This is a genomic window from Candidatus Margulisiibacteriota bacterium, assembly GCA_028706105.1.
Classification (GTDB): domain Bacteria; phylum Margulisbacteria; class Riflemargulisbacteria; order GWF2-35-9; family DYQY01; genus DYQY01.
This window is the reverse complement of the sequence record JAQWCF010000059.1, coordinates 1-12,172: the sequence shown is the minus strand read 5'-3', so window position 1 is coordinate 12,172 and position 12,172 is coordinate 1. Positions and strand designations below refer to the sequence as shown.

Below are 12,172 nucleotides of genomic sequence, written 5' to 3'. Positions count from 1 at the left end.
ATCTAAGATGGTAAGCTTAAATGCCGTAACAACTTGATCATTTCTACTTCTACCAGTATGTATTTTTTTCCCAGTATCACCCAATTTATCAGTTAAATATTTTTCAATATTCATATGAATATCTTCAAGCTTTTCATCAAGGATAAATGTTCCGTTTTTTTTCTCTATCACTAATTGCTCTAAAACATTTTCTAATTGCTCTGCTTCTTCATGCGTAACTATCGCTTTTTCTCTTAATTGATGTAAATGAGCTCGTGTAGCTAAAATATCTGCTTTAAATAAATGAACATCATCAATTAGTGAAGACGTAAATTTTTCGACATCTAGGTTGGTTTCTTCTGAGAATCTTCCACCCCAAAGCTTATCGTTCATCTTTTTCTAAGCTTAAACGGTAAACCCAGCAACTTAATGAAACCTGTAGCATCTTTATGGTCATAAAGTTCACTCGCTCCAAAAGTAGCAATTTCCTCGTTATACAAGCTATAAGGCGACTCAACAGAAGATAAAATAATATTACCTTTGTATAATTTAACTTTAACTTTGCCAGTCATATTATGCTGAGTTTCTTTAATAAAAGCGTCCAGCGATTCTCTCAGCGTAGCAAACCAAAATCCATTATAGACAAGCTCTGCATATTTAAGTGCTACATGTTCTTTAAAATGAAAAGTATCTTTATCCAAAACCAGTGTTTCTAAAGCATGTTGAGCAAAATATAAAATTGAACCACCCGGTGTTTCATAAACTCCACGCGATTTCATGCCAACTAGTCTGTTTTCAGTAATATCAATTTGACCTATTGCGTGCTTGCCACCTATTAAATTTAATTGTTCTATGATCTCATAAAACTTCATTGACTTACCATTCAATTTAATTGGCACACCCTGTTTATATTCTAATTCCACATATTCAGGCGTATCTACTGCTTTTTCAAGCGGTGATGAAATCATAAATATTCTATTTTGGTCTGGCTCGTTTGCTGGGTTTTCAAGTTCTGCTCCTTCGTGACTTATATGCCACAAGTTTCTATCTCTTGAATAAATTTTTTCCTTTGAAACTGGAATAGGAATATTCCTAGCATTAGCATACTCTACTGCATCTTCTCTGCTTTGAATGTTCCAATTGGAATCCTTCCAGGGGGCAACTATTTTCAAATCCGAACCTAAAGCCATAAAAGTAAGCTCAAATCTAACTTGATCATTACCTTTGCCCGTAGCTCCATGGCCAACTGCAGTTGCGTTTTCTTTTCGGGCTATTTCAACCTGTTTCTTGGCAATTAATGGTCTAGAAAAAGATGTTCCTAGTAAATACTTACCTTCATACACTGCCCTTGCTTGAAGTGTAGGTAAAATATATTCGTTGGCAAACTCTTCTCGAAGATCTTCTATATAACATTTAGAAGCACCACTCTTGATTGCTTTCTCTCTGAGACCTTCTAACTCTTCTCCACCCTGCCCAACATCAGCAGCAAAAGCGATAACATCATAATTGTAAGTTTCTATTAACCAAGGAATAATAACAGAAGTGTCTAATCCACCACTGTAAGCTAAGACTATCTTTTCTCTCATCTAATAATTGTCCTTTCTCTGCCACTTCCAACAGAGACAATATCAATCGGAACTTCCATTTCTTTTTCAATGGCTTCAATATAAATTTGTGCATTTTTAGGCAACTCTTTAAATGTCTTGCAGTTTGAAATGTCTTCATCCCAACCTTTGAAAGTTTCATATACAGGAATAGCTTTTTCTAATATTTCTCGATCACTAGGAAAATCAGAAACAATTTTTCCGTTTATTTTATAGGCTTTACATATCTTTAATTCTTTCATGCCAGATAATACATCTATTTTTGTTAAAGCAATCTTAGTTAAACTATTTACATTAGCTGAATACTTCAGAACGACCAAATCAAGCCAACCACATCTTCTAGCTCTTCCAGTCGTTGTACCAAACTCTAGTCCTTTTTCTCTCAAGAACGCTCCAATTTCTTCCTTGAGCTCAGTTGGAAACGGTCCTTCTCCTACTCTTGTTGTATACGCCTTAACAACACCAATAACATCATCTATCATCGTTGGTCCAATGCCACTGCCAGTACAAGCACCACCAGCTGTTGGATTTGAACTTGTTACAAATGGATATGTGCCGAAATCAACATCAAGCATTGTGCCTTGAGCTCCCTCAAGAAAAATTTCTTTACCTTCTTTTCTTAACTTATGGATTAAAGAAACAGAGTCAACAATATAAGACTTCAATCGTTCACCAAACTTTAACAAATCTTGCACAACAGAGTGAATTTGTTGTTCAGTAACACCCAAAAGCTCTCCCCAATTTTTTTCTTTTATTCTGTCAGAAAGTTTGCTTTCATCTAATAAATCAATCATTCTAACACCGGTTCGGGATATTTTATCTGTATACGCTGGGCCAATACCACGAGAAGTTGTCCCTATTTTATTATCCTGGGTTCTACCTTCTTCTTGTAAATGGTCTAGCATTCTATGAAAGGGAAGAATCACATGTGCATTGCCACTGATTCTTAAATTGTTTACTGAAACTCCTCGAGCAACAAGCCCGTCCATTTCTTTCAATAAAATCTCAGGATCTATGACTACTCCATTGCCAATAATGCACAAAATATTTTTATAAAGAACACCTGAAGGAATTAAATGAAGTTTAAATACTTCTCCGTTTACAACTAAAGTATGTCCAGCATTATTTCCGCCTTGATACCTAATAACTACGTCACTTTTTTCTGCAAGAAGGTCGGTAATTTTTCCCTTACCTTCATCTCCCCACTGTGTGCCGATTAAAACTTTTATACTCATATTTTAATTGTTTCTTCCCAAAAAATATTTAACATATACCCCACCGTGCCGTGTGCTTACTTTTCTCTGAACCAGAATAATCCAGAGTGGGTCAGACCGAGGTCTGTTCTAAAACTGCCCAAAATGAACCGCAGTCCATTTCAAGTACAGCTCCCGTATTTTTTATGTTGGCTCATCTCTCAAGAAGCATCACCAACACGGTCGGGCGAAATACCTATTTACAAAGCAATCATAGCATTTATTATAAAGAATGTTAATTGTTTTATTACCTAGTTTTTTGCTCAAATAAAATATGACCTAAATTCAATACGTTCTTCTTCTAAACAACCAAAAAATAAGCAGTAAACAAAGAAAGAAAAAGGTAGGAATCCAGGCTGCAAAAACTGGACTTAGAAACCCTCCAATACCCATAGCCCTTGTATAGGCAGTTAAAAAGAAGAAAACAGAAATGCTTAAAATTGCAGAAGCTATACTAAAAATTATACCCCAAACATCTTTCGAGGATTTTACAAAAATTAAAACAAAAACAACACCAAGTAATGCGAACACTAAATTTACTACCGATGAGGAGAATTTCAAGTAATATTCAACCAGCATACTTTTGGGATCCAAACCAGATTTTTTCAAACTAATTATATTTTGTTTTATTTGAGAAGAACTCATCTCTTTAGGGTTTCTAATTTTCATATAATTATTATCCATATCATAACTAACTTTTATTTTCATCTCAGCAAAACCAGCCTCAAAACTTAAAAACCCATCATCCTCATAATTATACATTTTGCCTTCGCTTAGCAACCAATAACTATCAGTCCATAAAGCTTTTTTTGCTGAAATAACTCTAGGATTTTGTGCGCCAATATCATATATCATAATATCTTGCATACTGTTATCTTTTTTATTAATCTTTTTAACGTATACATATTTATTGTCTGTATCTTTAAAAAAAATATTCTCCTCCAACATTGGTAAGCTTTCCTTTAAAATGAGTCGGTGAATCATTGTATTCGAACGATAATTTGTTACAGGAACGATATATTCAGTTAAGACAAACGAACAAATAACAATAAATAAGGCAAAACAAAAAAAGGGAGCAATGACCCTTTCATAAATAACACCAGACGTCCAATAAATAGGAATTTCATTATCATTAATCATTCGAAAAATAACAATCATCACAGAAAAAAGTGAGATTACTGGTAAAAACAAAACAATTATTGCAGGGATTTTATAGATCAGAATTTTCACTAAAACAGAAGAGCTAATACCTCTGTTTACTACATAGTCCATTAAAGAAAAAATAACATCGGCTAAACCGATAATAACTAAAGCAAAAACCGCTACCAGAAAAGGGAAAAATAATTCCTTTAAAAAATAGCGGTCTATGATTTTAAACACTTACTACCAATTATCCTTGGCCTGTTCAGATTTGTTCTTTCTAACAGCCGCTTTCTTGTTACGTTTTTTAACAATTGAAGGCTTTTCGAAAAATTCTCTACTTTTTACTTCAAGTAATATTCCTTCTTCTTTAACTTTACGTTTAAATTTTCTAAGGACCTTTTCTATTGGTTCATCTGGGTTTCTTTTAAATTCTGCCACGACTTTTTCACCTCCAATCCTAATCTTTGCAAATTTAACTATACTCTAATTAAACTATATTTTCTTCAAAAACTCTACTTGTGATTTAACTATTTAATCGACATTTTTATCCAGGTGGCCAGGCAAACTGTCTTTTTCCTATTAAATGAAAATGAACATGCTCAACTGTTTGTTGTCCGTATTTACCACAATTATTAACAACTCTAAATCCATCAACGTCTAATTGGTTTTCCATGGCTATAATTTGAATTGCACTTGTCACCTCTGCCATCACTCCTGGATCCAGAGACATCATGGAAGAGTAATGTTCTTTTGGAACAACTAAACAATGAAAGGGCGCTACTGGATTAATATCCATAAAGGCAACAACATTACTGCTCGTATAAATAAAATTTGAAGGAATTTTGCCGTTAACTATATTACAAAAAAGACAATTATCCATGGATAAAGTCACCATCCTGATAATTATCCAATTCATAAGACAAACAACATTTCAAACGACCACAACATCCAGACAATTTTGGAATATTAATAGATAAACCTTGCTCTTTAGCCATTTTTACTGTCACTGCTGATCCTTTATTCCAATCAACACAACATAATGTCTTACCACAATCACCTACACCACCAAACAATTTTGCTTCTCCACGGCTACCAACTTCTCGTAGTTCCACTTTTGCATTAAGATGCTGAGATAAATCTAAGGTAAAAGGCTGAAAGTTATTTCTCTTTACCTTATTTTGTTTGTCTTTTTTATTATCATGTTCTTCCCTTTTATAATAAAAAATATATCTATGCCCATCAAATATTTTCTCAACTTTGAAAAACTTAACACTTAAATTATGTTGGTGCTTTTTTTTAATACATTGAATAAAAGCCTCAGTTTCTTCGTCTTTTAGTTTATTATATGCTTCTACATCTTCTAGTGTCGCGATTCTTACTATTCTTTTAACAACAATCTCACCAGCAAATTGTTTCATGTTTGGTAATTCTTTTCTTAAAGCGATTTCTCCAAACTCATGACCTCTATTCGTCTCAACAACAACTTGTTGATTCAAAATAACAGGAATCTGTATTTTCTGAATAGGATAAACTTTATCAAAAAACCTAAACTTAACTCCAAAATAAAGAGTTCCTTCACTTTTTTTGTTTGGCTGATTTCTGCTATCTTCTTGCTTGTCTAATATACTATTCATCTAATTCCTTCATTTCTAAAAACATTAACAACAAATTATTCACAACACTTACAGGACGATTAAGATATAAGTGGTATTTTCTTACAATACCAGACAAATGCAAGAATTTATTTTTACCAGAAGTTTTAAACTCTTCTATACAATAAGATTCTAGCCTAATGAAATACTCTCTAACTTCTGCCCTGTCAAATTTATGAGCATCAATATATAACAACAATTCTTGAACACTGTTATTCTCTATAAAATCATTAAATTTGTCTACCGAAATAAACTCTGGTAGCTCTTGAGACACATCTGAAACTAAATCATAACCAAAATTAATTACCTGAGACCTAGAGCGAATAGTGGGTAATAACGAATATTGATTAGCAACATCAAAAACAAAAACAACTTGTTCAGGGATATCTTCTAATATTTTCAGTAGACCACTTAAAGCCGCCGGAGTAAGATCTTCGGCTTGATCTATGTAAATCAATAGATAACCTTGATATGAACCATTAAGCACTTCCGTCCTTAAGTCACGAATTTCTTCAACTGAAATACTTTTCTTCTTTTTAGCTTTATCCTCCTCGTCGCTATCTTTGGAAATCAGCCTAAAGGAATGAAACCTTAAGTCATTGATAGCTTTACAGTTATTGCAACTCCCACAGGGCTTATCTTTAGCACTACAATTCAAAATAGAAGCAAGATACTTAGCAGTAGCTAGCTTCATAGTGCGATTATTTCCAGCAAAAATATAACTTGGAAAAACCTTATTATTAATAACAGAATTATTAACTATTTTAAAAACTCTATCATTTATAGCAACATTAGAAACCATATTTATCGTTTACCACCTTAATTATTTGTTCTGTAATAACTTCTACTGAATTTTGAGTTGTATTTATAAGTTTAACTCTCTCAGGCTCAGCCTTCTGTATTTCTAAATATTTTGCTCTAATGATCGAATGGAAAACAGCGCTTTCATTTTCAAATCTATCTGTAGCAATTTTAGTAGCACGTTTAATCCCCACTGCATAATCAACATCCAATAAAATTGTTAGTTCTGGTGTTAAGCCATAAGCAGAAAATTCGTTTAAATAATTAATTGTTTCTCTTGGAAAACCTCGCCCTCCAACCTGATAGGCGATTGTAGAATCAGTGAAACGATCACATAAAACGAAAAAACCCTTCTCTAAGGCTGGAATGATAATTTCTTTAATGTGCTGAGCTCTATCAGCTTGGAACAATAACAACTCCGTTCTATCACCAATTACTGTATTATAAGGATTTAGAATCATCCCTCTAAGCTCACCACCCAGCTTTGTTCCACCAGGTTCTCTTGTTACAATAACTGTATGCCCTTTGCTTTCCAGGTATTCCGCCAATTTATTAATCTGCGTTGATTTTCCTCCACCTTCTGGTCCTTCAAAGGTTATAAAATGTCTGTTACAAATCTTTTTTTCCATATATTTTCACTCTCCTATTTGGTTCTTTTCCAATACTCTGACTAATAAATCCCTGTGCAAAAATTAATTGATGCTGGAATCTTCTAATGTAAGAATTAGCAACGGGTAGTTCGATGGGTATTGAGGTTTTTTTATATTTTTTTATAGCTGAAAAAACTATGTCTTCGGCATCTTCAGTTTCAGAAGACTCTTCTAATCTAAAATAAAACCTTAGAAATTTTGTCAATTGTGGAAATGTAGAAGACTTCACAGGATACACTTGTACTTTATGGATTCTCCCATATTTTTCAATGGAAGAACTCCTCTTTAAACTTGACTTTGTAGTCAAAATTATATCTGCGTCTTCAGGCTTATTCACAATAATGCCCGGTAAACCCAAAGAATCTAATGCCAGCTCAAAATTTGCTCTGTTAATAGAAAAAATAAAGAACTTAACCGTCTTTTCATCAAGATGTACATCATCAAAATCTATAGGCAATTCCTCTTCAATCCCAACAGACAAAGTGCCATCATCCTTGATAGTTCTCGTTTCCGAAGAAATAGGTTTTGATCTTAAAATTGAGTCCACCACCGAAGCTACATCCTTGTAGCAAATCAAATGTTCTCTGTCCTTTATTTCAACAATTATATCAAAAGTAGGATTAGCTACTCTTTCTAAAACAGTTTTTTGCGTCCCCCTTCTTTTAGCTTCTTCGTCACCCAACGTAGCAGACTCAATACCACCAACTAAATCAGACAACGTAGGATTTTTTATTAAATTAGTCATTGTTTGTCCATGGGCAGTAGCAATCAACTGAACGCCCCTTTCTGCAATAGTTCTAGCCGCTTTAGCCTCTTCCTCTGTTCCTATCTCATCGATAATTATTACCTCTGGCATATGGTTCTCAACTGCTTCGATCATTACTTTATGTTGCATATCAACATCCTTAACCTGCATTCGCCTCGCTCCACCTATGCCTGGATGGGGAATATCTCCTTCACCGGCAATCTCATTAGAAGTATCAACAACGACTACCCTCTTGCCTTTTTCTGCCAAAAGCCTAGCTGACTCCCTTAGCTTAGTGGTTTTGCCACTTCCTGGTGGACCAAGCAATAAGATTGACTTATTGGTCTCTAATAAATCAGAGATTACAACAGCAGATCCATAAATAGCACGACCAACCCTTATCGTTAAACCAATAATCCTATCTTGTCGATTTCTGATAGCAGAAATCCGATGCAAAGTCATATTGAGCCCTGCTCTATTATCTAAAGAAAAAGAACCTAACTTCTCAACAATAAAATCTATATCAGCAAGAGTAGCAATATGGTCAAATTTATAAGTAGCCTTTTCTTCGCGTACCTCTATATTCCGACCATAATCTATAACAATCTCGTCAATATTTGCAAGTGAACACTTCTCTTTAATAAGCGTAGCCATAAAGACAGGTAAAACTTCAAATAAAGAATGTAAATCCTCAAGATTTGTATTCATTATTTGCCTCTAATGGCTTTCTTTAAAGCACTTCCAGACTTAAACCCAACATAATTACTGGAAGGAATAGTTATTTTGCTATGATCAATAGGACTTCGTCCTTCTCTGGCTGCTCGATGCCTAACTTCAAAAGAACCAAAGCCTACCAAATTAACATTTTTTTCTTTTTTTAAAGCTTCTATGATTTCATCAAAACAAACATCAATAAAATAAGCGACATCTTTTTTTGTCATGTCTACTCGCTCAGTTATCTTATCAATTAAAACTTTTTTATTCATTTAAATGTCTCCTTCCTTCAAAAGCTTTATATAAAGTCATTTGATCAGCCCATTCCAACTCGCCACCTACAGGAATCCCATAAGCTATCTGAGTGAGTTTTAACTCAAAAGGTAACAACAATTTTTTTAAATAAAGCATTGTAGTCTCGCCCTCAACCGTAGGTTTAATAGCAAAAATAATTTCATCGAAGTTACAATTTTCTAATCTTAGTAGTAACTCTCTTATTCTAAGCGAATCAGGACCAATTCCATCCAGAGGAGAAATAACACCACCCAAAACATGGTACATGCCTCTATATTTTCCCATCCCTTCAACAGCGAGAAGGTCCTTTTGGTCGCTCACGATACACAATTTGGTATGTTCTCTAGTTTTATCATTACAAAGAGAACAACCCTCTTCCAAACTCATAAAACAAAAACAATTCTCACAAAAAGAAATTTTTTCTCCTATTTCTGAGATCATCTGAGCTATTGTTTTAACTTCAGGCTTTGGAAGACTTAATAAATAAAAGACCAAACGTTGAGCTGTTCTTCTACCAATGCCAGGCATTTTAGAAAACTCATGGATTAAATCATCTAAAGGGTTTTGATATTCCAATTTATCCTAGTCCTGGAATATTTAAACCCTTAAACTGTCCAGCTGATCTTGCAGTTACCTCTTGAAAAGCTTTATTGACGGTCTCTTTAATAACACTAGCTATTTTTCTAGGGTCAGATCCTTCGGCTATTTTTAATTCTTTTATCTTCATCTCTCCAGTCATAACAACAGTTACTTCATTGTCTTTAGAAGAAACTTCCACACTTATCTTTTTCAATTCCTTCATTTGTTTTTTCATTTCACCCAACTGCTTCATCATATCGCCCATATTTCCCATATTACCAAACATACTGACCTCCAATTAATATATTATTACTTTAAACATTATACCTTCTAGCTGCGAATTTTAAAAATGTAAATGCATCTGAAAAATACGATAGGTATGAGTTTTTGTTCAATTGTTAATTAGTTCAATGTTTTATGCATGCATTAAGGAAATAAATAAATATTTATCGTCTAAAACAAGAAACTAAAAAACTTATCTTCAAAAAAATTAGTTTGTTTTGACACTCTCTAATAACATAGAAAATCTATTTAGAATCATCCCTGTTGGTTCAACAACTTTTTTGTCCTGCATACCAAAAACTCTATAAGCTGTTTGTCTCAAGCTATTGCCGACCTTTGTTTTCGGAAAAGCATAAGAAACGGGGGATCTTTTTTGAATAGATTCTTTTACGGTTAGTGGATCCTCTAAAATAAAACCATAATTTTTTAAGGTGTATTTTAAAAATTTATCAGAAGCCATATTTAATTTTCTAAAAACAGCGTCTGCCTCAGTAACGTTTCTAACTCTATTAATAACAACGCCAATGTCATCTGACTTGCGGTTCATTTTAATCACTTTAATTATCGCATACGCATCTGAAAGAGAGGTAAGGTCTGGAGTTGCGATAACAATCGTTCTATCAGCAATAGAAATCAGTTTCATGACATTGTGTGACATACCTGCTTCAGTATCCAATACTATTAAATCATACTCTGAGTCCAGCAAGTTTAATTGTTCAGTAAATCTATGTCTTTTTTGATGAGAAATGTTAGAAAGTTTAAAAATTCCAGAAGCTCCAGGGATAATATCTATTCCTCCTGGCCCTTTAATAATAATTTCTTTTAATGTCTTTTTACCTTCAACAACATCCATAATGTCATAATCAGGATAAATTCCAGTAATTATATGGACATTAGCCATACCAAGGTCTCCATCAAATACTAGTGTCTTTTTGCCTAAAAGAACTGCTTCAATAGCAAGATTAACAGAAAATAGGGTTTTACCAACACCACCTTTACCGCTTGTAACTGCCACTATTTCTGCTTTTTTGGAGCCCATTTTACCCTCCTTTATTTCTTCAGCATCCCCACTAGTTGTAAACATAAACATAATTCAATTATACACACTACATGTAGAGCAATCAAGTCAGTATTGTGCAAAAATTATTTTGCATTTATAATGAACAAATGGTCAACAATAAAACATTAATCAGAAAAGCAAAAATAGCTGATGCAACACTTATCAAAGCTATCTTAGACGAATATGCAAACCAAAGAAAACTACTTGCTAGATCGCTTCAATATATCCTTGAAAACATTCGAGACTTTCAACTTGCCGAAATAGATGGCGAAGTAGTAGGAACCTGTGCTTTAAAAGTATCAACAACTAATCTTGCTGAAATTAAATCACTTGCAGTAAAAGAAAAGCATATTGGAACTGGAATCGGTGCCCTTTTAGTAAAAGAAGTGTTAGCCGAAGGAAAAGAACTAGGAGTAAAAGAGTTTTTTGCTTTAACCTATGTTCCTGACTTCTTTTATAAGTATGGATTTACACTAATACAAAAAGAAGATCTGCCACATAAAATTTGGACTGAATGTGTTCATTGCCCCTTTTTCCCCAACTGTAACGAAACCGCGGTAATCCTTCAACCTTAAAAATCGTCAAAATCAATATCATCAAAGTCCAAATCTCCACCTAATAAATCATCCCCAGATGGATCCTTAATTACTTCTGGTTGCTTAGAAAAAGAGGATGGACTACCTCCAGCGCCACCTTTACCCATTATTGAGGTTATTTGACTAACCGTGTCTTTATACGGATGATTCTCGTAAGTTCCTTGTCGAAGGAATAGATTAATAGGATCAATTTTATCTATTGCCCAATCTATCTTTGGATTACTTCCCTTAACATAAGCCCCTATGTTTATTAAATCCTCTGCTTCTGTATATCGCGCCAAAGCCTCTCTCAATAAGCCCGCAGCCCTAATGTGCTCTTCACTATTTATCGCCGTAAATAATCTACTAACGCTTGCATTAACATCCACAGAAGGAAAATGATTCTTAGCTGCTATATCCCGAGAAAGAATAACGTGACCGTCCAAAATCCCTCTTGCTGTATCGGCTATTGGTTCATCCATGTCACTACCTTCAACCAAAACAGTGTAAATAGCTGTTATTGTTCCTATTGGGGCAGTCCCTGTTCTCTCCATCAATCTTGGCATCAGAGCAAAAACTGAGGGAGGGTATCCCTTTGTCGTAGGAGGCTCACCAGTAGCCAAGCCTACTTCGCGTTGAGCCATGGCATATCTAGTAGTACACAATCGGTTCATCCACATCATACGCAACCCTGCAAAGAACAGCATCGGTAGCATCAACACCTGTGAACATCACGCCTGTTCCTGTGATGGTTTCATCGCCTGTAATCTCGGTCATGCCTTCTTCGTTCATCTTCCATGCTTCAATTACTGACAAGACGTTCTTTGAGAATGTCAGCCCT

The 12,172-nt window shown here is 34.3% G+C and carries 16 protein-coding genes and 1 pseudogene; 1 reads left to right on the top strand and 16 read right to left on the bottom strand.

Annotated elements, in window-relative coordinates; genetic code table 11:
* The 14 genes from PHF25_06800 to PHF25_06735 form a co-directional block, all read right to left on the bottom strand.
* Positions 1-372 (bottom strand): lyase family protein (locus PHF25_06800; protein ID MDD4527722.1); only part of this gene is annotated, 372 nt, incomplete at its 3' end.
* Entirely contained in the window at positions 369-1,565 is a 1,197-nt protein-coding gene (locus PHF25_06795) for an argininosuccinate synthase (GenBank protein MDD4527721.1), read from the bottom strand. The genes PHF25_06800 and PHF25_06795, both read right to left, overlap by 4 nt.
* Positions 1,562-2,818: an adenylosuccinate synthase gene (locus tag PHF25_06790; protein ID MDD4527720.1), complete on the bottom strand. Its 1,257-nt coding sequence runs from the start codon at positions 2,816-2,818 to the stop codon at positions 1,562-1,564. The genes PHF25_06795 and PHF25_06790 overlap by 4 nt, the downstream gene beginning before the upstream one ends.
* Positions 2,819-3,121: 303 nt before the next feature.
* On the bottom strand, positions 3,122-4,216 hold the full coding sequence (locus tag PHF25_06785) for an LptF/LptG family permease (GenBank protein MDD4527719.1): 1,095 nt from the start codon (positions 4,214-4,216) through the stop codon (positions 3,122-3,124).
* Positions 4,217-4,219: 3 nt separating this feature from the next.
* The gene (gene rpsU, locus PHF25_06780; GenBank protein MDD4527718.1) at positions 4,220-4,417 is read right to left on the bottom strand and encodes a 30S ribosomal protein S21; all 198 of its coding nucleotides are present in this window, start codon (positions 4,415-4,417) and stop codon (positions 4,220-4,222) included.
* A 106-nt stretch (positions 4,418-4,523) separates the two neighbouring features.
* Positions 4,524-4,859: an HIT family protein gene (locus tag PHF25_06775; protein MDD4527717.1), complete on the bottom strand. Its 336-nt coding sequence runs from the start codon at positions 4,857-4,859 to the stop codon at positions 4,524-4,526.
* The gene (gene ricT / locus PHF25_06770; GenBank protein ID MDD4527716.1) at positions 4,852-5,613 is read right to left on the bottom strand and encodes a regulatory iron-sulfur-containing complex subunit RicT; all 762 of its coding nucleotides are present in this window, start codon (positions 5,611-5,613) and stop codon (positions 4,852-4,854) included. The genes PHF25_06775 and ricT overlap by 8 nt, the downstream gene beginning before the upstream one ends.
* Complete coding sequence (locus PHF25_06765) at positions 5,606-6,433, bottom strand: hypothetical protein (GenBank protein MDD4527715.1); 828 nt, start codon at positions 6,431-6,433, stop codon at positions 5,606-5,608. The genes ricT and PHF25_06765 overlap by 8 nt, the downstream gene beginning before the upstream one ends.
* The gene (gene tmk, locus PHF25_06760; GenBank protein ID MDD4527714.1) at positions 6,423-7,061 is read right to left on the bottom strand and encodes a dTMP kinase; all 639 of its coding nucleotides are present in this window, start codon (positions 7,059-7,061) and stop codon (positions 6,423-6,425) included. Before tmk ends, PHF25_06765 begins: the two co-directional genes overlap by 11 nt.
* Positions 7,042-8,535 carry an ATPase, T2SS/T4P/T4SS family gene (locus tag PHF25_06755; protein ID MDD4527713.1) on the bottom strand — a complete coding sequence of 498 codons (1,494 nt, stop codon included), beginning with the start codon at positions 8,533-8,535 and terminating at the stop codon, positions 7,042-7,044. The genes tmk and PHF25_06755 overlap by 20 nt, the downstream gene beginning before the upstream one ends.
* Positions 8,535-8,813, bottom strand: coding sequence for an HU family DNA-binding protein (locus PHF25_06750; GenBank protein MDD4527712.1), 279 nt, complete (start codon positions 8,811-8,813; stop codon positions 8,535-8,537). The genes PHF25_06755 and PHF25_06750 overlap by 1 nt, the downstream gene beginning before the upstream one ends.
* The gene (recR, locus tag PHF25_06745; GenBank protein ID MDD4527711.1) at positions 8,806-9,411 is read right to left on the bottom strand and encodes a recombination mediator RecR; all 606 of its coding nucleotides are present in this window, start codon (positions 9,409-9,411) and stop codon (positions 8,806-8,808) included. The genes PHF25_06750 and recR overlap by 8 nt, the downstream gene beginning before the upstream one ends.
* Before the next feature lies 1 nt (position 9,412).
* Positions 9,413-9,700: a YbaB/EbfC family nucleoid-associated protein gene (locus tag PHF25_06740; protein ID MDD4527710.1), complete on the bottom strand. Its 288-nt coding sequence runs from the start codon at positions 9,698-9,700 to the stop codon at positions 9,413-9,415.
* 204 nt (positions 9,701-9,904) lie between these two features.
* Positions 9,905-10,786: a MinD/ParA family protein gene (locus tag PHF25_06735; protein MDD4527709.1), complete on the bottom strand. Its 882-nt coding sequence runs from the start codon at positions 10,784-10,786 to the stop codon at positions 9,905-9,907.
* Positions 10,787-10,863: 77 nt separating this feature from the next.
* Between PHF25_06735 and PHF25_06730 the strand changes: the two genes are divergently transcribed.
* On the top strand, positions 10,864-11,331 hold the full coding sequence (locus PHF25_06730) for an N-acetyltransferase (GenBank protein MDD4527708.1): 468 nt from the start codon (positions 10,864-10,866) through the stop codon (positions 11,329-11,331).
* A 128-nt stretch (positions 11,332-11,459) separates the two neighbouring features.
* Here the strand turns inward: PHF25_06730 and PHF25_06725 are convergent.
* Both PHF25_06725 and PHF25_06720 read right to left on the bottom strand, forming a co-directional pair.
* A pseudogene (locus tag PHF25_06725) lies at positions 11,460-11,987 on the bottom strand (EscN/YscN/HrcN family type III secretion system ATPase).
* The coding region (locus PHF25_06720) for a hypothetical protein (GenBank protein ID MDD4527707.1) at positions 11,983-12,172 on the bottom strand (190 nt) is incomplete at its 5' end. The pseudogene PHF25_06725 and the gene PHF25_06720, both read right to left, overlap by 5 nt.